15 protein-coding genes, 1 tRNA gene and 2 pseudogenes are annotated in these 19400 nt (G+C 66.1%); 11 read left to right on the top strand and 7 right to left on the bottom strand.

What is annotated here, in order from left to right:
* The 3 genes from Q7I88_RS00235 to Q7I88_RS00225 are packed head-to-tail and all read left to right on the top strand — an operon-like array spanning window position 1 to window position 3906.
* A complete protein-coding gene (locus Q7I88_RS00235; protein WP_305097037.1) occupies window positions 1–2274 on the top strand; it encodes a molybdopterin cofactor-binding domain-containing protein in 2274 nt (757 codons plus the stop codon).
* Entirely contained in the window at window positions 2271–3296 is a 1026-nt protein-coding gene (gene hemH, locus Q7I88_RS00230; protein ID WP_305097036.1) for a ferrochelatase, read from the top strand. The genes Q7I88_RS00235 and hemH overlap by 4 nt, the downstream gene beginning before the upstream one ends.
* Window positions 3297–3300: 4 nt before the next feature.
* Entirely contained in the window at window positions 3301–3906 is a 606-nt protein-coding gene (locus Q7I88_RS00225) for a hypothetical protein (RefSeq protein WP_305097035.1), read from the top strand.
* Here the strand turns inward: Q7I88_RS00225 and Q7I88_RS00220 are convergent.
* Complete coding sequence (locus Q7I88_RS00220; protein WP_305097034.1) at window positions 3903–4061, bottom strand: DUF1674 domain-containing protein; 159 nt, start codon at window positions 4059–4061, stop codon at window positions 3903–3905. The two genes, Q7I88_RS00225 and Q7I88_RS00220, sit on opposite strands and share 4 nt — an antisense overlap.
* A gap of 57 nt (window positions 4062–4118) precedes the next feature.
* Here Q7I88_RS00220 and Q7I88_RS00215 point away from each other — a divergent pair, with 57 nt between their 5' ends.
* Both Q7I88_RS00215 and Q7I88_RS00210 read left to right on the top strand, forming a co-directional pair.
* Window positions 4119–5366: an RsmB/NOP family class I SAM-dependent RNA methyltransferase gene (locus tag Q7I88_RS00215; protein ID WP_305097033.1), complete on the top strand. Its 1248-nt coding sequence runs from the start codon at window positions 4119–4121 to the stop codon at window positions 5364–5366.
* A 7-nt stretch (window positions 5367–5373) separates the two neighbouring features.
* Window positions 5374–5991: a flavin reductase family protein gene (locus tag Q7I88_RS00210; protein WP_305097032.1), complete on the top strand. Its 618-nt coding sequence runs from the start codon at window positions 5374–5376 to the stop codon at window positions 5989–5991.
* 69 nt (window positions 5992–6060) lie between these two features.
* On the opposite strand, the gene Q7I88_RS00205 is transcribed toward Q7I88_RS00210, so the two are convergent.
* Together Q7I88_RS00205 and msrA are read right to left on the bottom strand one after the other, a co-directional pair.
* Entirely contained in the window at window positions 6061–7179 is a 1119-nt protein-coding gene (locus Q7I88_RS00205; protein WP_305097031.1) for a helix-turn-helix transcriptional regulator, read from the bottom strand.
* Between the two features lie 226 nt (window positions 7180–7405).
* Window positions 7406–7942, bottom strand: a complete 537-nt coding sequence (gene msrA / locus Q7I88_RS00200) for a peptide-methionine (S)-S-oxide reductase MsrA (RefSeq protein WP_305097030.1) — start codon at window positions 7940–7942, stop codon at window positions 7406–7408.
* Between the two features lie 77 nt (window positions 7943–8019).
* Here msrA and aguB point away from each other — a divergent pair, with 77 nt between their 5' ends.
* Window positions 8020–8886: an N-carbamoylputrescine amidase gene (aguB, locus tag Q7I88_RS00195; protein WP_305097029.1), complete on the top strand. Its 867-nt coding sequence runs from the start codon at window positions 8020–8022 to the stop codon at window positions 8884–8886.
* Here aguB and Q7I88_RS00190 read toward each other — a convergent pair.
* The gene (locus Q7I88_RS00190) at window positions 8883–9536 is read right to left on the bottom strand and encodes a uracil-DNA glycosylase (RefSeq protein WP_305097028.1); all 654 of its coding nucleotides are present in this window, start codon (window positions 9534–9536) and stop codon (window positions 8883–8885) included. The two genes, aguB and Q7I88_RS00190, sit on opposite strands and share 4 nt — an antisense overlap.
* Window positions 9537–9559: 23 nt before the next feature.
* On the opposite strand from Q7I88_RS00190, the gene folK reads away from it, so the two are divergent.
* Both folK and Q7I88_RS00180 read left to right on the top strand, forming a co-directional pair.
* Entirely contained in the window at window positions 9560–10066 is a 507-nt protein-coding gene (gene folK / locus Q7I88_RS00185) for a 2-amino-4-hydroxy-6-hydroxymethyldihydropteridine diphosphokinase (protein WP_305097027.1), read from the top strand.
* A gap of 12 nt (window positions 10067–10078) precedes the next feature.
* Window positions 10079–10154, top strand: a tRNA-Lys gene (locus Q7I88_RS00180).
* Between the two features lie 367 nt (window positions 10155–10521).
* Here the strand turns inward: Q7I88_RS00180 and Q7I88_RS16555 are convergent.
* The 3 genes and pseudogenes from Q7I88_RS16555 to Q7I88_RS00170 all read right to left on the bottom strand — a co-directional run bounded on the left by Q7I88_RS16555 (window position 10522) and on the right by Q7I88_RS00170 (window position 11905).
* A pseudogene (locus Q7I88_RS16555) lies at window positions 10522–10716 on the bottom strand (DUF6961 family protein).
* Window positions 10707–11133: pseudogene (locus Q7I88_RS00175) on the bottom strand (thermonuclease family protein). The pseudogenes Q7I88_RS16555 and Q7I88_RS00175 overlap by 10 nt, the downstream one beginning before the upstream one ends.
* A 187-nt stretch (window positions 11134–11320) precedes the next feature.
* The gene (locus tag Q7I88_RS00170) at window positions 11321–11905 is read right to left on the bottom strand and encodes a lytic transglycosylase domain-containing protein (protein WP_305097026.1); all 585 of its coding nucleotides are present in this window, start codon (window positions 11903–11905) and stop codon (window positions 11321–11323) included.
* 138 nt (window positions 11906–12043) lie between these two features.
* On the opposite strand from Q7I88_RS00170, the gene Q7I88_RS00165 reads away from it, so the two are divergent.
* From Q7I88_RS00165 to Q7I88_RS00155, 3 genes are all read left to right on the top strand, one after another.
* The gene (locus Q7I88_RS00165) at window positions 12044–12958 is read left to right on the top strand and encodes a DUF7146 domain-containing protein (RefSeq protein WP_305097025.1); all 915 of its coding nucleotides are present in this window, start codon (window positions 12044–12046) and stop codon (window positions 12956–12958) included.
* Window positions 12959–13033: 75 nt separating this feature from the next.
* Entirely contained in the window at window positions 13034–17281 is a 4248-nt protein-coding gene (locus tag Q7I88_RS00160; protein ID WP_305097024.1) for a strawberry notch family protein, read from the top strand.
* A gap of 104 nt (window positions 17282–17385) precedes the next feature.
* A complete protein-coding gene (locus Q7I88_RS00155; RefSeq protein ID WP_305097023.1) occupies window positions 17386–19359 on the top strand; it encodes a ParB/RepB/Spo0J family partition protein in 1974 nt (657 codons plus the stop codon).
* The last annotated feature ends 41 nt before the right edge of the window (window positions 19360–19400 follow it).

The following is a 19400-nucleotide window of genomic DNA, read 5'->3' as shown; positions in this document are numbered from 1 at the left end:
ATGCACGTCTCGCGCCGCGGCCTGATCGCCGGCGCGGCCGTCGGCGGCGGCTTGTTGGTCGCGTGGGCCTTGTACCCGCGCCGTTACGGCGCGCCGCTGCCGACCGGGCCGGGTGAAGAAGCCTTCGGTGCCTGGCTGACCATCGGCCAAGACGGAGTCGTCACGGTGGCGGTGCCGCAACTCGAGATGGGCCAGGGGGCGACCACGCTGCTGCCGCAGATCGTGGCGATGGAGCTCGGGGCGGACTGGCGCCAGGTCGCCGCGGGCCCGGCACCGATCAGCGGGGCCTACGCCAACCTGCCGCTGGCGGCGAAGTGGTCGCCGCTGTGGCACCCGGCAATTCCCGCGCTGGCCGACGATGCGGACGATCTCCTGCTACGCCGCTGGGCGCAGGAGCGGAACTTCACCGCTACCGCCGACGGCACGACGCTGGCGGCCTATGAAATGCCGTGCCGCGAGGCGGCGGCGAGCGCGCGGGCCATGTTGTGCATGGCGGCGGCCGATCGCTGGGATGTCGACTGGGAGGAATGCGATGCCTCCGCCGGCCTGGTGACCCACCAAGACAAGCGCGCGACCTTCGGCGAACTCGCCGCGGAGGCCGCGCAGTACGACCCGCCTTCGCCCCCGCCGCTGCGCACCGACAGCCTGGCGGAGACGGGCGAACGGTTCCTCGACCCTGAAGAGCTCCAGACCGCCTTCCCCCGGCTCGACCTCCCATCCAAGGTCGACGGCAGCTACCAGTTCGCCGGCGACGTGCGCCTGCCCGACATGGCTTTTGCCGCGATCCGCCACGGCCCGCTCGACCGGGCCGAGCTGTCGAGCTTCGACAAGCGCGCAGCGGCGGGCTCGCCGGGGCTGCTCGGCGTCATCCAGGGCAAGCGCTGGATCGCCGCCGTCGCGGACACCTGGTGGGCCGCCGAGCAGGCGCTCGGCGCGCTTGCCCCCCGTTTCCGCGTCGCCAATCCGGTCGAGAGCGACCGTATCGCCGAGATTCTCGACCACGGCGTGCGGAGCGGCGAGCCGCAGCGGGTGGCCGAGCGCGGGGCGGGCGACGATGAAATGGGCAAGCCGACGCTGGCGCTGCGTTACGATGTCCTTCCGGCGGTGCACGGAGCGATCGAGACCGCGAGCTGCACCGCACGGCTGTCGGACGGGCGGCTCGAACTGTGGCTCGCAACCCAGGCGCCCGAGCCGGCGCGCGTCGCGGCGGCCCGCGCGCTCGGCCTCTCGGCCGAAGACGTCGTGCTCTATCCGATGCCGGCGGGGGGCAGTTTCGACCGCCGGCTCGAACACGATCACGCGATCGAGGCGGCGCTGATTGCGCGCGAGTCCGGACGCCCGATCCAGCTGGTCTGGTCGCGCTGGCAGGAGCAGTTGATGGAGCGCCCGCGCCCGCCGGTGGCCGCAGTGCTCAGCGCCCGGCTCGGCGAAAACGGCTACATCGACACCTTCCGCGCCCGGCTGGCCATGCCCCCGGCGGCGCAGGAATTCGGCCACCGCCTGTTCGACAACCGCACCACCTGGGCGGCGATCGAGGGCGTCGAAGGCGAGGCCGATCCGATGGTCCTCGAAGGGCTGATGCCGACTTATGCCATTCCTAACGTTGCGCTCGACCATGTGCCGGTGCGCATCGGCCTGCCGAGCGGCCGGCTGCGCGGCAATGCCCATGGCTACACCGCGTTCATGGTCGAAAGCTTTGTCGACGAAGTGGCGCACCGCCATGGGCAGGAACCGCTCGCCTTCCGCATGTCGATGCTCGGCGGCAGCCCGCGCCTCGCGCAGTGCCTGCAGGCGGCCGCGCGGCTCGGCGAATGGGGCGGCGGCGAGGGCGGCAGTGGGCAGGGTATTGCCTGCCACCGCATGGGCGATGCCGATAGCGGCGGAAACATCGCCGTCGTCGCCGTCGCCGCGGCGGGCGAGGGTGGGGTGCGCGTCAGCAAGCTCTATGCCGCGGTCGATATCGGCCGGGTAGTCAACCGCGACATCGCGCTGCAGCAGATCGAGGGCGGGCTGATCTTCGGCCTCGGCCTGGCGCTCGGCTCGGCCGCGGAATACGAGCGCGGCCTGCCGGTCTACGGCCGTCTCGCCGCGCTGCAGGTGCCGCAGCTTACCGACAGCCCCGACATCGTCATCGAGCTCATCGACAGCGAGGCGCCGCCCTTCGATCCGGGCGAGATCGGCGTGCCGCCGGTCGCACCGGCGATCGCCAATGCGCTCTTTTCGGCAACCGGGCTTCGCTTGCGCCGTCTCCCGCTGCTATCGGGCGGGCTATGACCTGGCATCCCCAAGACCTTCCTTCCGATCATCCCCCGGTGACGAGCGGCGCGATCGGCGTCTTGCTGGTCAACCTCGGCACCCCCGACGCGCCCGACGCAAAGTCGGTCAAACGCTACCTGCTCGAATTCCTGTCGGATCGCCGGGTGGTCGAGATTCCGGCTATCGTGTGGCAGCCCTTGCTGCGCGGTATCATATTGAACACGCGGCCCAAAAAGTCCGCCCATGCCTATTCGCAGGTCTGGACCGAGGAGGGTTCGCCGCTGGCTGCAATCACCGCTGCGCAGGCGGCGGCCCTGCAGGAGAGACTGGGCGATGCGGTCCTCGTGCGCCATGCCATGCGCTACGGAAAACCGGCCATCGGCGAGCAGCTGCAGGCGCTGCTGGATGCCGGCTGCGAGCGCATCCTGCTGGCGCCGCTCTATCCGCAGTATAGCGGCGCGACGACCGCGACGGTTGTGGACAAGGCTGCGGACAAGCTGCGGGACATGCGTTGGCAACCGGCGCTGCGCACGCTGCCGCCGTACCACGACGATCCCCTTCACATCGCGGCTCTGGCGCGCGATCTCGGCGCGCAGCTCGATGCGCTGGACTTCGATCCCGAGACGCTGCTGCTGAGCTTCCACGGCATGCCCGAGCGCACGCTCCACCTCGGCGATCCCTACCATTGCCAATGCCGCAAGACCGCGCGGCTCCTCGAGGCGGCGCTCGACCGTCCCGGCTTGCGCTTCGTCACCACCTTCCAGAGCCGCTTCGGCCGCGCCAAGTGGCTCGAGCCTGCTACCGACGCCATGCTGGCGGAAGAAGCCCGCAAGGGCACCCGGCGACTCGCGGTGGCTGCGCCCGGGTTTTCCGCCGACTGCCTCGAAACGCTCGAGGAGCTGGCGATCCGCGGCCGTGAGCAGTTTATCGAGGCCGGCGGCACGCACTATGCCGCGCTGTCCTGTCTCAACGCCGGGGAGGCGGGCATGGACATGCTCGAGGCGCTGGTGCGGCGCGAACTCGCCGGCTGGATCGGCTGACGCGGTGGCCACGCAGTTGCTGCTGCTGTTCGCAGTCGTCTTCGCCATCAACCTGCTACCGGCCTTCGGTCCGCCGACATGGTCGATCATCGTCCTGTTCGGCTTCAACACCCCCTTGCCGGTTCCTGCGATCGTGATCGTCGGGGCGATGGCGGCGGCGCTCGGCCGCTGGGTGCTGGCGCACGGGTTTCGCCGGTTCCGCGGCTGGTTGCCGGTCAAGTATCGCAAGAACCTGGAAGCCGCGAAGGATGGGCTGGAACGGCGCCGGCACGGCGGCGTGCTGGCGCTCGGCCTGTTCGCCCTGTCGCCGCTGCCCTCGGCGCAACTGTTCGCCGCTGCCGGGCTCACCGGCGTGCCGCTGCTCGGCTTTACCGCAGCCTTCTTCTCGGGTCGGATCGTCTCCTATTCGATCTACGCCGGTTCGGCGAAGGCGCTGCAGGTGTCCTCGTTCGCCGACGGACTGCGCGAAGGCTTCGCCAGCCCGCTGGGGATCGCCCTGCAGGTCGTGCTGCTGCTCGGCCTGGTCGCGCTGGTCAGGATCGACTGGGCGAAGCACCTCGGCACCGCCGAGCCGCCCGATGCCGGCGGCGAGGGCGACCGGTCGGCCTAGAAGTCGATGGCGATGCCCTTCTTCACCCAGTCGCCGTAGCGCGTCGGGCTGAGCGCCTCTTCCCCATCGCCGGCCCTGGGCTCGGGCGGAGGCTCGCTGGTCCAGTGGGCGGGCTTGGCGAAGGTTTCGGGGCGTTTGGTGGCGCGCTTGCTCATGGCGCGAAGATGGGACGGCTGGCGCCGCGATGCAATGTCGCATAGGGCGCTCGGCCTATGCCCGATCCCTCCGGCCTTCCCGCGCGCCGCGCCGCGCTCAAAATGCTCGACGCCGTGCTGCGCCGGGGAGAGACGCTCGACCAGGCGCTGGGCGCGGCGACGCGGGACATGCGCGACCACGCCGACCGGGCGCTGGCCCGGGCCATCGCCAGCGAGGTCCTGCGCTGGCTGGTCGATCTCGATGCCCTGATCGACAGCGCGACGAAGAAGCGCCTGCCCGACGACGCCAAGCCGCGCACGGTGCTGCGCATGATGCTGGCCCAGTGGCTGCGGCTCGACACCCCGCCGCACGCGGTCATTGCCACGGGCCTGCCGCTCCTCACCGGCGGGCCGCGGCGCCTCGCCCACGGCGTGTACTCGACGCTGAGTAAGCGCGGCGCGACTTTGCCTGCCGTGCCGACGCTTCCGCCCGAAGTGGCCGAACGCTGGGGCGAGCGGGCCGGTGCCATCGCCGCCGGGCTGGCCGACCCGCCGCAGCTTGACCTGACCACCCGCGACCCGGCCGAGGCGGCCGCCATAGCGCTCGATTTGGGGGGCAAATCGCTCGCTCCCGGCCACGTCCGCCTGCCGCGCGGCACGGCGATGGAGGCGCTGCCTGGCTTCAAGGACGCCAAATGGTGGGCGCAGGACCTCGCCGCCTCGATTCCCGCGCGCCTGCTCGGGCCGGGCGAGGGGCGCCATGCGCTCGACCTCTGCGCCGCGCCCGGCGGCAAGACGCTGCAACTCGCTGCGGCCGGCTGGACCGTTACCGCACTGGATATGAGCGCGCGGCGGCTCGACCTGCTCAAGGACAACCTCAAGCGCACCGGGCTCAAGGCCTCGCCGGTCCGCGCCGACGCGCTCGAATGGGAACCCAGGCACCGCTTCGATGCGATCCTGCTCGACGCGCCATGCACCGCCACGGGTACCTGCCGCCGCCATCCCGACGTGCTGCACCGCATCCACGAGCGCCAGATCGAGGAAATGGCCGAACTGCAGGCCGCCTTGCTCGAACGCGCGGCAAACTGGCTCGCCCCGGGCGGGCGGCTGGTCTACGCGGTCTGCTCGCTGGAAAGCGCCGAGGGCGAGGCGCAGGCGGCGGGCGTGTCGCTGACGCCCGACCCGGTCAGCGCAGCGGAACTGCCTGCCGGCCTGCAGCCGACCGCCGAGGGCTGGGTGCGCACCGACCCCGGGATGCTGCCCGACGAAGGCGGGCTCGACGGCTTCTTCATCGCGCGCTGGAACTGCGGCGAGGCCCGGTCATAGGATGGCAATGGCCGACTATCACTCTTACGAACCTGCCGCCGGGCATCGCCTGCCGCACGATCCGCTCAACGCCATCGTCGCCCCGCGGCCGATCGGCTGGGTCTCGACGGTAAGCGCCGTCGGGGTGCGCAACCTGGCGCCCTACAGCTTTTTCAACCTTATTGCCTACAAGCCGCCCCTGATCGCCTTTTCGTCGTCGGGCTGGAAGGATTCGGTGGCCAATGTCGAAGCGACGGGCGAATTCGTTTGGAACCTGGCGACGATGGCGCAGGCGAAGGCGATGAACGCGAGCTCGGCCAGCGTGGGGCCGGAGGTCGACGAGTTCGATCTCGCCGGTCTGGAAACGCTGCCCTCGTCGCTCGTCGCGCCGCCCCGGGTTGCCGGCAGCCCGGTGCATTTCGAATGCAAGCTGACCCAGCTCGTCCGGCTCAAGGACAAGGAAGGGCGCGAGATCGACCAGTGGCTGGTCATCGGCGAGGCGGTCGGCATCCACATCGACACGGCGATGCTCGAAGACGGCATCTACCAGACCGCCCGCCCGCGCCCGATCACCCGCGGCGGGGGCCCCGCGGACTACTTCGAGATCACCGAGGATCGGCTGTTCAGGATGCGGCGGCCCGATTGACGGGGCCGCCGCCAATACGGCGTTGCGGACATGCCTTGTTTCGCCGCCATAGCAGGCCGCCCCTGGCGATCAGCGTCCAGCGGCACCCCCCGGCTGGAGAATGCCGCCGGTCATCCTGCCCTCGGCGTCGAGCGCGGCTGACATGATCACCTCGCCATTGGCGAATACGAGGTCGTAGGCATCATCGCCTGCCGGACGGCGTTCGCGGAAAGTCACCGACTTGAGCTCGCCCATCCCGCTGAACATGGCATGGGTCATGGGCAGGTCGCGGCGGACGATTTCGGCAAACCCGGGAGAGAGTTTGTCGTAGTCGGGCGAGCCGCGCGCCAGCCCGGCGACGAGGTTCCGCAAGGCAGCCTCGGTGCCGGCATTCGGCACAGCGCTTGGTGCAACCGTCGGTGCAGAGGTCTTGACCGGTTGGAGAATGCCTCCGGCCATCCTGCCCTGGGGATCGAGCAGGACGGACATGACGACTTTGCCGTTGGCAAACACGAGAGTGTAGGTGTCGTCGCCCATCGCGCCGCGTCCACGGAAGGTCACCGACTTGAGCTCCCCCATCCCGTTGAACATGGCATGGGTCATGGGTAGGTCGCGGCGAACGACCTCGGCGAACTGCGGAGAAAGCTTGTCGTATTCGGGCGACCCGCTCGTCAGCCCGCTCACAAGGCTGCGCAGGGCGGACTCCGTGCCGGGCTTCGGCCCGTCGGCTGGCGCAGCGGCCTGTTCGGACGCTACCCTTGCCGGTGAGTTTGTCTGCTCGAGGATGGTGCCGGATGACTGAACTGCGATTACCAGTGCTATTGCGGCAAGAGCGCTCATGACTATTGCTCCTGAGACCAGATAAGTCCGATGGCGCGTGATCCACGCGGTCTCGCTTCGTGGGCCGGCTGCCGAGCCCTCTTCATCAGGCCACGGCTTGCCCGAAGGAAGGTCCGACAATTGGGGTCCCAGCCGACCGGACCTGTCCGACAACTCCACCAGCTTCGCAGCTTCAACCGACGAGGACAGGCCGAGCTTGGCGCGAGCCATCTTCAACCGCTTCTCGACGGCGTGAGGAGAGATGCCCAGATCGAGGGCCATTTGCTTGGCGGTCTGATGGCGCAGGCAGCGCTTGAGGCATTCCCGCTCGGCTTCAGACAGACGCAGGATCGCTGCCCGCGTGCTATCGTCGATCTCTTCCACCCTCATGCCGGATAACGTAGCACCTTGGGTGCCGGTACCAACCCCGTCTGGCTGGTACCCCATTGGCCGCACCCAGGCACACGCCCATAAAAGAATTCCCGCGCGCCGAGCAGTTCACCAAGGTTTCGATCCGCTCTTTCCTCGTCCAGCCCGGAGCTTGCCCGCAACAAATTGGCAGGCAGGATATCTGCACCGGACTGTCGTCTAGGGGGCCACGACCCAGGGACGAGGGTCAGCCCGCCTTCACCTTGTTCGCGAAGCTCTTGCGCAGCTTGAGCAGCTTGGGCGGGATCACGGCGAGACAATAAGGGTTCCGCTGGCCTTCGCCGTCCCAGTACTCCTGGTGGTAGTCCTCGGCCGCATACCATGGGCCCAGCGGCTCAACCGTGGTGACCGCCTGGCTGCCGGGATGCTCGTCATTCCAGCGGGCAATGGCGGCTTCGGCCTCGGCCTTCTGGGCATCGTCGAGCGGGAAGATCGCGCTGCGGTACTGCGTGCCGACATCGTTGCCCTGGCGGTTGAGCTGTGTCGGGTCGTGCGTGCCGAGGAACACGTCGTAAATCTCGGCGAGCGTGATGGCCCCGGGATCGAAGGTCACCCGGATCGCCTCGGCATGGCCGGTGCTGCCCGAACAAACCTGCTTGTAGGTCGGGTCGGCCACGCTGCCGCCGGTATAGCCGCTCTCGACCTGGCTCACGCCGGTGACGTCGCGGAACACCGCCTCGGTGCACCAGAAACAGCCGCCGGCAACGATTGCAGTCTCGCTCATGGAAATCTCCTTCCCGCGCGAGATAGGCATGCGTTCGCAGCGTTGCCAGTGCTGCGCACACACCCTAACTGGCGGCCATGACCAAGCTTACCGTCGCCGCCCTGCAGCTCGCGCTCGCTTCGACCGACGAGCAGGAGAATATCGCCGCCGTCGCCGCGCTGGTCGAGGTGGCCGCGGGGCAGGGCGCGCAGGTCATCCTGCCGCCCGAGCTGTTCTCCGGCCCCTACTTCTGCGCCGTCGAGGACGATGCGCTGTTCGCACTCGCCCGGCCCACGGCCGAGCATCCCTCGGTGATCGCCATGCAGACGCTGGCGAAAAAGCTCGGCGTAGCGATCCCGACCAGCTTCTTCGAGCGCGACGGGCACCACTACTACAACACCCTGGCGATGATCGGCGCCGACGGCGAGATCATGGGCACCTATCGCAAGAGCCATATTCCCGACGGGCCGGGCTACGAGGAGAAGTTCTATTTCCGGCCCGGGAACGACGGCTTCAAGGTCTGGGACCTGTTCGGCGCTCGCATCGGCGTCGGCGTGTGCTGGGACCAGTGGTATCCCGAAACCGCGCGCTGCATGGCGCTGATGGGCGCGCAGGTGCTGTTCTACCCGACCGCGATCGGCAGCGAGCCCAAGGATGCCGACATGGACACCAGCCGGATGTGGCGCCGGGCGATGATCGGCCACGCGGTCTCCAACTGCATGCCGGTGGTCGCCGCCAACCGCATCGGCTTCGAACGGCCGAAGGGCGCGCAGGGGCAGGCATTCTACGGCCACAGCTTCATCTGCGACGAATGGGGCGACTATCTCGAACAGTTCGGTTGCGAGGAAACCGGCGCGCTGGTCACGACGCTGGACCTCGAGGCGGGCCGCAAGCACCGCGCCAGCTGGGGCTTCTTCCGCGACCGCCGCCCGCAGCTTTACGGGCGGATCTGCGAAGACATCTAGCGCCTGAGCACCAGCGCCTGCCGAAACACCGCGGCGAACATTGCCGCGGTCAACCGCCCGGTGTTCACGTTGTAGCGGCTGCAGTGGAAACTATCGAGCAGCCGCGTCCCGTCGGGCAGGAGATGCACGGCGCCATGAGCAAACGGGTGGCGGGCAAGAACCAGCCCGTGATGCCGCAGCACGGCGTCGTGCGCGTCCCTGCCGACGGCCAGGACGACCTCAAGCGAGGGCAGGGCAGCCAGCTGGGCCGAAAGGTACCGGCTGCATCGTGCGAACTCGTCGCGGGTCGGCTTATTGCCCGGCGGCAGACATTTGACCGCGTTGAGGATCATCGCGCCTTCGAGCGCCAGCCCGTCGTCCGGCTCGCCGCGATAGGCGCCGCGCGCCAGCCCGGCTTCGTTCAGCGCCGCGAACAGCAGATCGCCCGCGCCGTCGCCGGTGAACGGCCGTCCCGTGCGGTTGGCGCCGCGCTTGCCGGGGGCGAGGCCGACGACGGCCAACCAGGCGGCGGGATCGCCCCAGGCGGGTACGGGGGCGTTCCACCAGCCCGGCTCTTCGCGTCGCAGTGTCCCGCGCAGCCGCACAAGGCGCGGGCAGCGGCGGCAATCGCGCGGAGGCTCGCTGTCCGCGAGGGGCATTTGCACGGGCATCGGCGCCGAGTAAGCCACCCACCATGCAGGCCGCAACCAATCACCGCTACCTGATCGCGCTCGGCTCGAACGTTCGGCACCAGCGCTATGGCGGTCCGCGAAACGTTCTGGCGGCTGCTCTCGCGTGGCTGGAGCGAGAGGGACTGACAATCCTTGCCAGCGTTCCCCCGGTCGAGACCGACCCTCTCGGCCCCTCGATCCGCTGGTATGCCAATTCGGCCGCGGTGATCGAAACCCGCCTCGATCCGCCGGGCCTCCTTGCCCTGCTCAAGCGGAGCGAGCGTGCTTTCGGGCGGCGCAGCGGTGGGCAGCGCTGGCGCGCCCGCGTGCTCGATCTCGACATCGTGCTGTGGAGCGGTGGCTGCTTCGCTTCGGGCGACCTGACAGTCCCCCACCCGCTGTTTCGCGAGCGGGCGTTCGTGCTCGCCCCGGCGCTGCGCGTCGCTCCCGCCTGGCGCGACCCGCTAACCGGCCTTTCGGTCCGCCAGCTTCACGCCCGCTTGACCCGCCCCCGACCGCTGCCTAGGTGAGCCGCCGTGGTCGGGCCCTTAGCTCAGTCGGTAGAGCAACTGACTTTTAATCAGTAGGTCGCTGGTTCGAACCCAGCAGGGCTCACCATATTTTTCAGCGACTTAGGTAAGGTCTGCTGGTCTCTATTTGGTGGAAATGTCTAGAAAAGGATTCACCTAGGATTCACCGTCATGGATGTGGGGTCACCTCTTGAGCTCGATGAATCCTAGAGATGTACACCGCGAAGGGGTTGCCAAGCGGGACGGCGGCGCTTGGATCACTGATGAATGCGGTGATATTCCGACGCAGCTGCCAGCCAGCAAAAGACCGGTGACGCGATTGACCTGAGGGGAAAACCGTCAACCAATGCAGGATTTCAAGCTCAAGATCAGCCCCAGCAGAGACACTGAAGCCAGTAAGGCGAACTCAATTCTCACGCCCCAGTTTTGAAGCCATTCCCGCATCGCCCCGACCCTCAGTTCGTGGAACTCAGGCAATTAAGCTGATCGAGGCGCTCAGCAACCGTTCTCCATACTGCTACGCCTGCCTCGTCCCTCTCGTTGGATAGTTGCTGGATCTACTCTGCGATATACGCGGGTCCTTCTTCGCCGTGGTTCTTTTCGACTCTGAGCGCGACCGCCCACAATTCCTGGTCGCGGTTCAGCACCATGGCTCACGCCTCCCGGTCCAGGTCCGCGCCAGCCCTTCGCTGACCAGCTGATCGCCAAGCGAGCGACGGCCGCGTTACAACCCGCAATTTGCGACCGTACTGGTCCTCATCTCTGCTCCCGATGGTCCTGAGCTCAAACGGTCCGGCATTAAGCAATTCGACAAGGCGATGCGTCGCTCGCATGCCGAGTTCGTATTCATAGCCGCAACGAGGCTCGCTGAATTCGGGAGTATCGATGTCAGCAATGCGGATCTTTACGCCATCAAGCCAGAAAGTATCTCCATACACGACGCATGTGCGCCGGATGGATCCGCAGATGTCAAATTGTGGGGAGCTCGCTTACTGGAATAAAGCCTGTGGCTGCTGGTCGTCCTTAGCAAGGCTGGCATCATGGACTGACCAGTTGAGTGCCAGCATCCCTCAAGCAAATGCGATCGCGAATGCTCCCAAACCCAACGCGATCTCCTTTCTCAGCTTCCGGCGCTTCTGTGCTTTCAACGCCTTGCGAAAGTCGAACGGTTCACCGGGCGTCTCATTCACTAGCGTTTTCCGTCTTCATTCCGCCATATGATTGCAGACAATAGCCAGACATCAGCCAGTTTCGTCAATTGTATGCGCCAAGTGCTTGCCAACGTCCCAACACAGACCGGACATATTGCGGCGTCTCACCATTGTTCGGAATGCCGCGAGATCGAGAGACGGCTCCTGGGCCAGCATTGTAAGCAGCCAAGGCTAGGTGGACCGCGTCAAATCGGTCCAACATGTCGCGAAGGTATCGGGCGCCACCATCGATCGATGCAAGTGGGTCATGACGGTTCCGGACGCCCAGTTCTCGCGCCGTGGCCGGCATAAGCTGAGCAAGCCCGGCAGCGCCCGCTGGACTCACAGCCATCGGATTGAAGCGGGATTCAGCCCAGATGAGGGCACGAAGCAAGTTGGTCGGAAGCCCGTAACGGCGCTCAGCCTCGGCTATTGCCGCCATGTACAGGCCTTCCCGGTAGGAAACGTCCGCTGCCTCAGGCTGGTAGACCGCAGGAAGATATTGCCTTCCCGGTTGCTGATCCGCCTTCGGCGGAACGATCGCATGCTCGAACAAGGTAAAATCCTGGGCGCAGACTTGCTGCGATGAAGTTGCGATCATTCCCAAACAGGCGAACGTGATCGTGGTCAGACGATTGAGACAGGTCATTTCGCTTGTTGCTCCATTGATTCGAATCGCAATAGAACATAAATAGAACATATGCCTGTAGGAAAGGCGCGAATGCCTGCCCTCTGGAGAGGAGAGGAGCGCTGCTGAGGGGGTCACTTTGCAAGCTGAGGAGCTCGCATGTCCCTGTCTGACCAAACTCATCCCAACCGGTCGCTTGCCGAGACCGCCCGCCGCATCTGTGAAAGTCGCGGCGGCAAATGGTCCGGCACAAAAGGCATGGCTTGCTGCCCTGCGCATGACGACCGGACGCCCTCACTCAGTGTGTCGCTCGGTCGACAGGCCATCCTCTTCCATTGCTTTGCGGGATGCGATCAGCAGACCGTGCTGTCTGCATTGGCGCGTGAAGGTTTCGACGCGACCTCGCTTTTCTCAGGGTCTACGTCTGCCGACCATCGCGAGCAGACCAGAACTCGCAAACCCTCGGCGGCTGCGTTGAGGATCTGGCGAGAAGCGGAAGCACTGCGAGCCAGTCCGGCGAAGGCATACCTTGAGAGCCGCGGCATCCTCGCCGCATCTTCGGGACTTCGTTTTCATCCGCGAACGCCGCTTGGCCCGAAAGGACGAACCCGCTTTTTGCCAGCCATGATCGCAGCAGTCAGTCTCGATGAGGGGCCGATCGCAATCCACCGCACGTTCCTGTCTCGCGAGGCTTGCACTAAGGCTGGCTTCGACAAGCCGAAGCGCGCACTCGGCGCGCTCGGTGAAGCTGCTGTCCGCCTCCTCGCTCCGGCTTCCGGCAAGCTCGGCCTCGCCGAGGGTATCGAGAGCGGGATGTCGGCCTATGCTCTTACCGGCATCCCCGTCTGGGCGACCCTGGGCAATGAGCGCTTCGGCCTCGTGAGCGTGCCCGAGAGCGTGACCGAGCTTCATCTCTTCGTCGATCATGATGCTGGCGGCGAGCTGGCCGCATCGCGTGGCCTGGCAGCCTACGCACAGGAAGGGCGGACGATCCTGGTCCGCAGGCCATCTTCACGCGATACCGACTGGAATGATGAGCTGACAGCATGGCTGCGCCGCAAAGCGGCGCCGTAGAGGAGAGAGGGCTTCTCGAATTCCTGATCCGGCAGCGGGCGTGTCCCGATGCCCCCATCAGGAGGACGAATTGCCATGTTTCAATCAGATCTGTTCCCTGCCAGCGGGCAGCTCCCGTCATTGCCTCTCGCCTACGCCATCGGAGCCAGGATTGCCGCGCTTCTCGCATCGGGACGTCATCATTCCCGTGCCGACATTTCCGGCCTGTTCGCCGAGGAAACCGGCGTTCTGGACTGGGGAAGCGCCTGGAGCATCGATGACTACAACAACGCGGTTGAGATCGGCGCTCTGCTCTGGCTTCGCGAGTCCTCGCGCATCGATCTAGCCACGAGCGTGCACGAAGCCGAAGCGCGGTTCGACTGGCTCGAGCGCGCCTTGCCGCCCCGGCATGTTCGCAGCGAAGCACAGGTCGAGCTCCAGCAGTTCTCGACTCCCCCGATGCTCGCCTGGCTGATGGCGAAGGCCGCAGTTATCTTTCCGCAAGACACGCTACTCGAACCGTCCGCCGGCAATGGCGCCCTTGCTCTTTGGGGCGGCGTGCAGAAAGCCTCGCAGCTCCTCAACGAGATCGATCCGGCAAGACGAGACAGCCTGAGCCACATCTTCCCTGCGGCCACGATCACCGCGCACGACGGTGAACTGATCGCCGACCTGCATCGCGGCCCTGTTCCATCGGTCGTGCTGATGAACCCGCCGTTCGCTCACAGTCAGGAACGAGGCAAGGACGGCGAGACCGCGCAGCGCCACTTGCGCAGCGCGATCCGGGCCACTGACCATGGCGCGAGGATTGTCGCCATCATGCCCGAAGGCTTCGATGCTACTTCCTTTGCCACGGCACAGGGCGAAGCTTCGCTGCTCCTTGATGTTCGCTTGCAGCAGATGTTCCGCCGGACAGGGACGGGGATCGCCGTGCGCCTGGTCGTATTCGACAAGACGCCGACTGCGTCCTCGCCCGCGATCACCGGAGATACCCGTGACCCGATCGCGCTCCACGAGCTTCTCACCAAGATTCCGCGACGTGCGCAGACATCCGCCAGCCTCCATCGCCTGCCATTCGGCACGCCCGTGCGCCTCGGGGGCAAGAATTCAGCGCATCGCGCGCCAGTCCGGCCGGTAGCGCCGTTTGCGGCGACTCCTGCAGCCACAGCAACTGCGATCGATCTTGCCTATTCAGTCCTCGCCGAACCCGCGCCGGTGCCCGAACAGACAGGCATCTATCTGCCATACCGGCCCAGCCGCATCGCGTTCGAGGACGCGCCGATTCATCCCACCCCGCTCGTGGAATCGGTCGCCATGGGCTCGGTCGCGGCGCCGCAGCCCGAAGTGCGACCACGTGTCCCCGCAGGTTGGCAGGCCGATGGCCTGTTGTCCGAAGCGCAATGCGAGACATTGGTCTACGCTGCGCAGGCATTCGCGCGTGATCTCCCGGGTCAGTTCAAGGTCAGCCAGGAAGGCACCTCGCTGGAACTGTCCGAGGATGGGAACGCATACCGCCAAGGCTTTTTTCTCGGCGACGGGACCGGAGCGGGCAAGGGACGGCAGATCGCCGCAGTTATCATGGACCGATGGCTTACAGGCGAGCGCCGGCATGTCTGGATCACCAAGAACGAGGCTCTGCTCGTAGATGCCCGCCGCGACTGGGAAGCGCTTGGCGGCCTTCCGCTCGATCTCCAGCCGCTCTCGCGCTGGAAACTCGGCCACCCTGTAACGATGTCCGAAGGCATTCTCTTCGTCACCTATCCGACGCTCCGATCTGGGCGCGCCGAAGACACGCGGCTTGACCAGATCCTTGCCTGGGCGGGCGAGCATTTCGGAGGCGTGATCGCCTTCGACGAAGCCCACGCGATGGCCAATGCACTTGGATCCTCGTCGACCGGCGGCAAGGTCAAAGGCTCGGAACAGGGCATGGCCGGTCTCAGGCTGCAGAACCATCTACCGCGCGCCCGCGTACTCTACGCTTCGGCCACCGGCGCTTCGGATATTGCCAACCTCGGCTACACCTCCCGGCTTGGCCTGTGGGGACCCGAGACCGCCTTCCCAACCCACGAGGCTTTCATAACCGAAATCCGCGCCGGCGGCGTGGCGGCGATGGAACTCGTTGCCCGCGACCTCAAGGCGCAGGGTCTTTATCTCGCTCGTGCGCTATCCTTCGCCGGGGTCGAGTACGAGATCCTCGAACACAGCCTGACCGAAGCACAGGTGCGAATCTACGATGCCTATGCCGAGGCCTGGGCGATCATTCACCGCAACCTCGAGGCAGCGCTCGAAGCAACCCGGGTGGTCGACGAGGACAGCGGCGATACGCTTAACCGCAACGCCAAGGCTGCGGCGCTGTCGATCTTCGAAGGAACCAAGCAGCGCTTCTTTGCCCAGCTCCTGCTCTCGATGAAACTGCCGAGCCTGATCCCGGCGATGGAGCTCGCGCTTGGCGAGGACCATTCGGTGGTCGTGCAGCTGGTCTCTACCGCCGAGGCCATGCTCGACCGTCGCCTCGCCGACCTATCCGACGAGGAGCGAGAAACGCTTGATATTGATCTCTCCCCGCGTGAATATGTCATCGATTACCTTGCGAAGAGCTTCCCGGTACGCCTGATGCAGGTCTTCGCTGACGAGGATGGCAATCTTCGCTCCGAGGCGATGAGCGATGAGCTGGGCAATCCCGTCTTCTGCTCCCGCGCCATCGCCGCGCGCGATGCGCTGATCGAACAGCTCTGCGCGTTGCCGCCAATCGCCACCGCGCTCGATGCGATCATCGAGCACTTCGGAACCGAGGCCGTGGCCGAGGTCACCGGCCGGACTCGCAGACTGGTATCGGGCCGCGATGGTCACCAGCGCCTCGAACGGCGAAGCCCGAGTGCCAATGTCGCCGAAGCGCAGAGCTTCATGGAAGGAACGAAGCGCATCCTCGTCTTTTCGGATGCGGGCGGCACGGGGCGATCCTACCATGCCGATCTTGGCTGCCGGAACCAACAGCGCAGGGTTCATTTCCTCCTCGAGCCGGGCTGGCGCGCCGACAACGCCATCCAGGGTCTCGGTCGTACTAACCGCACCAACCAGGCCTCGGCCCCGCTGTTTCGGCCGGCAACCACCGACGTGAAGGGCGAGCGCCGCTTCATCTCGACTATCGCGAGGAGGCTCGATGCATTGGGCGCGCTGACGCGCGGCCAGCGCCAGACCGGCGGTCAGAACCTGTTCGACCCGGCAGACAATCTCGAAGGCGACTATGCGCGCGACGCGCTCAGCCGCTGGTTCCAGCTGCTCTATGACGGCAAGCTCGAAGCCACGAGCTTCGGTAACTTCGTCGAGCGCACCGGCCTCCGGCTTGAAAACCCAGATGGCGGGCTCACCGATAATCTCCCAACGATCCAGCGCTGGCTGAACCGTATCCTCGCCCTGCCGATCGCGCTCCAGAACGCGATCTTCGATGAATATCTTGGCCTCGTCGAAGCGCGGATCGAAGCCGCGCGCGAGGCCGGAACGCTTGATCAGGGCCTTGAGACCGTCAGGGTCGATCACTTCACGGTTTTGGCAGATGAACTCCTGCGCACCGACCCCGTGACCGGAGCCGAAACCCGTCTCGTCTCGCTCGAGGTCACTAGGCACCTTCGGCCTCTGCGATTGCAGCGCCTCGTTCGAATGCATGAGATCGGAAGCCGGCACGCAATCCCGATGCGCAATACGCGCTCGGGCAAGGTCGCGCTGTCGGTTCCGGCCCGACGCCTAATCGCTGACGACGGCGCCGTCGTCGAGCGCCGCCGCCTCTTGCGTCCGCTCAAGTCCGTAAACTGGACAGTTGAGGCACTCGGTGAAAGCCACTGGGAGGAAGTGAGCGTCACTGTGTTCACCAGCGCCTGGCGAGCCGAAGAAGAAGAGGCGGCCAATTCACCGCTGACTGAGCGCGTCCATCTCGCTACCGGGCTCCTGCTACCGGTCTGGAAGCGCCTCCCCGGCGATCATGTCCGCGTCACCCGGCTCGTCGCCGAGGATGGTCGATCGATCATCGGCCGCGAAGTGCTCGATATCGATCTCGCTATGATCGCCGAGACCTTTGGCCTCTCCGGAGTTGCCGGACCATCGGCCGAGCAGATCGGCGACCTTGTCATCGCCAGCGGCAAAGCGCTGAGCCTCGCAAGCCACGATCCACTCACCGTGAAGCGCTCGCTGGTCGGCGGCGAACAGCGCCTCGAACTGACCGGCTTCTCCCCTGATCGGCTCGACTGGTACAAGGGCAAGGGCTGCTTCACCGAGATCATCCGCTACCGCACGCGATTGTTCGTGCCAGTGTCTGTGGCCTCGTCGGTCCTGCCTGCGCTTGCCGCCTGATCCCTCGGGCAGACCCCAACCACACGATGAGAGTGGAGGGAGCCCTTTGGGCTTGTGGGCCTCGTGATCCTCACCTGCGCCTTTAATCCATCAGGAGAACACCCATGATCCAGTCGATCCACTTGAAGAAGCTCGTCCCGAGCCCGCGCAACGTTCGCAAGTCGAGCGACGTGCTAGCCGACCTCCAGCTGCGGGCAGACATCGCTGCGCGAGGCCTGTTGCAGAACCTCGTCGTGCGCAAAGGAAAGCGCGGCAAGTTCGAGGTCGAGGCCGGCGGTCGCCGCCTCGCAGCGCTTCAGGCGCTGGCCGAAGAGGGCACATTGCCCGAAAGCCATGAGGTCACATGCCTTGTTATCGAAGGCGAGGAAAGCGAGGTGCGCGAAGCCAGCCTTGCCGAGAACTTTCAGCGTCTCGCGATGAACCCGGCCGACGAGGCGCAGGCCTTCGCTTCCATCATCGAGGCAGGGGCTACCACCGAAGACGTGGCGCGCCGCTTCGGCCTCACAGTCCGTTTCGTTGAAGGACGTCTGCGCCTCGCAAGCCTTGCACCGTGCGTCTTCGAAGCCCTCGCCGATGGCACGATCACGCTCGACATGGCCAAGGCCTACGGCGCGATCTCCGACATCGAGCGCCAGGCGCATGTCTATGCCGAGCTGCAAGACGCCTGGTACCAGGTGACGCCCGACACGATCCGCCGCATGGTGCTTGATGCCACGGTGCGCGGCTCCGATCCGCGAGCTGTGCTCGTCGGACGCGATGCCTACCTCGGCGCGGGTGGCCGGATCGAGCGCGAACTGTTCGACGATGACGCCAGCGAGAGCTGGATTGATGTCGCGCTGCTCGAAGACCTCGCGCACAAGGCCATGGATGAAGCCGCAGAAAAGGCCGCGCTCGAATATGGCCTTGCCTGGGTGCGCCCGACCCTTGGCAACTACGTCAGCCATGACCTCGTTGAAGGTCTGGGTCGCTTGCCCTGCGAGCCTGCGCCGATGACCGAGCAGGAAGCACGGGAACTCGGCGAGCTCGAGGCCGACTACGACCGCGTCGCCGCCGTGCTTGAAGACGAAGACAGCGACGAGGACGAGGTCGCCAAGGCCGAACGCGAACTCGTCGTCATCGACCGCGCCATGCGCGCCCTCAATGATCGGCCGCCGGTACTCGCCGACGAGCTGAAACCCGAGGCCGGTGCCTTTCTCGTCCTTTCGCGCAATGGCGAGCCGACCTTGGTCCCGCAGTTCTATACCGAGACCGAAGTCATCTCTGACGAAGGCGTGGTGGAGGCCATTGAGGAAAGCGGAGCGGCGAAGACCAAAGGGAGCTCGCTGTCCCAGCGCCTGCTCGACGAGCTTGCGATGCAACGCCGCGACATTCTGGCGATCCATCTCGCCAACGATCCGGCGCTGGCGCTCGACTTCATGGTCTTCACGCTCGCCGATGCCGATGGGCACGATTGGCGCGCCAGGAAGGCGTCGACGCTTGTTGGCTCTGTCGCTTCTGGCCCGGTTTCCGGGTTCGAGGCCAAGGATGCACCGGCGAGTGCAGCTCTGGCCGAGTTCGCCGGGTCGCTCGATGAAAGCTGGCGTGCTGGCGAAAGCGACGTCGAGCGGTTTGCCAAGTTCCGGGCGCTTTCCGACGAGGCGCGCTCGGCGTGGCTTGGCCATGTCGTCTCGCGCACACTCGTTGCCAGCCTGGCCTGCGAAGGTGAACGCTCGGTGCCGATGCACGAGGCGCTCGGCTCGCTCCTCGAAATCGAGACCGCGCATTGGTGGCGTCCCACCGCGGCCAACTACTTCGATCGTGTGGCCAAGGCTAGCACGCTCGAAGCGCTTGATGCCGCCGGCGGTCCGGAGTTGGTCAGTCGCTATGCCGCGTCGAAGAAAGCCGAACTGGCGAGCGCTGCCGAACGAATCTTCTCGGGCAACTTCATCGGCGAGGCCGATGTGAAGGAACGGGCGCAGGCCTGGGTGCCTTCGATCATGCGGTTCACTGCCGCTGAGGAGGTCGCGCCGATTGATGTCGAAATCGACGAGGCAGTCAGCGACGACGCGACAGACGAAATTGCCGAGCAGGCTGCCTGACCCCTCCTGACAGGTCCAGGTTACTCGGCGGGCGGTCCGTC

It is taken from the genome of Croceibacterium aestuarii (assembly GCF_030657335.1).
Taxonomy (GTDB): domain Bacteria; phylum Pseudomonadota; class Alphaproteobacteria; order Sphingomonadales; family Sphingomonadaceae; genus Croceibacterium_B; species Croceibacterium_B aestuarii.
The sequence above is the reverse complement of the archived record's forward strand: the minus strand, read 5'-3'. Positions and strand labels throughout refer to the sequence as shown.

Excerpts from the sequence above, each read along its gene's own strand:
- aguB (WP_305097029.1), top strand. The coding sequence starts at position 8,020 with ATGACCAAGCTTACCGTCGCCGCCCTGCAGCTCGCGCTCGCTTCGACC.
- Q7I88_RS00235 (WP_305097037.1), top strand. The coding sequence starts at position 1 with ATGCACGTCTCGCGCCGCGGCCTGATCGCCGGCGCGGCCGTCGGCGGC.
- Q7I88_RS00155 (WP_305097023.1), top strand. The coding sequence starts at position 17,386 with ATGATCCAGTCGATCCACTTGAAGAAGCTCGTCCCGAGCCCGCGCAAC.
- hemH (WP_305097036.1), top strand. The coding sequence starts at position 2,271 with ATGACCTGGCATCCCCAAGACCTTCCTTCCGATCATCCCCCGGTGACG.
- folK (WP_305097027.1), top strand. The coding sequence starts at position 9,560 with ATGCAGGCCGCAACCAATCACCGCTACCTGATCGCGCTCGGCTCGAAC.
- Q7I88_RS00205 (WP_305097031.1), bottom strand. The coding sequence starts at position 7,179 with ATGAGGGTGGAAGAGATCGACGATAGCACGCGGGCAGCGATCCTGCGT.
- Q7I88_RS00190 (WP_305097028.1), bottom strand. The coding sequence starts at position 9,536 with ATGCCCGTGCAAATGCCCCTCGCGGACAGCGAGCCTCCGCGCGATTGC.
- Q7I88_RS00160 (WP_305097024.1), top strand. The coding sequence starts at position 13,034 with ATGTTTCAATCAGATCTGTTCCCTGCCAGCGGGCAGCTCCCGTCATTG.
- Q7I88_RS00220 (WP_305097034.1), bottom strand. The coding sequence starts at position 4,061 with ATGAGCAAGCGCGCCACCAAACGCCCCGAAACCTTCGCCAAGCCCGCC.
- Q7I88_RS00210 (WP_305097032.1), top strand. The coding sequence starts at position 5,374 with ATGGCCGACTATCACTCTTACGAACCTGCCGCCGGGCATCGCCTGCCG.
- Q7I88_RS00170 (WP_305097026.1), bottom strand. The coding sequence starts at position 11,905 with ATGACCTGTCTCAATCGTCTGACCACGATCACGTTCGCCTGTTTGGGA.
- Q7I88_RS00165 (WP_305097025.1), top strand. The coding sequence starts at position 12,044 with ATGTCCCTGTCTGACCAAACTCATCCCAACCGGTCGCTTGCCGAGACC.
- Q7I88_RS00215 (WP_305097033.1), top strand. The coding sequence starts at position 4,119 with ATGCCCGATCCCTCCGGCCTTCCCGCGCGCCGCGCCGCGCTCAAAATG.
- msrA (WP_305097030.1), bottom strand. The coding sequence starts at position 7,942 with ATGAGCGAGACTGCAATCGTTGCCGGCGGCTGTTTCTGGTGCACCGAG.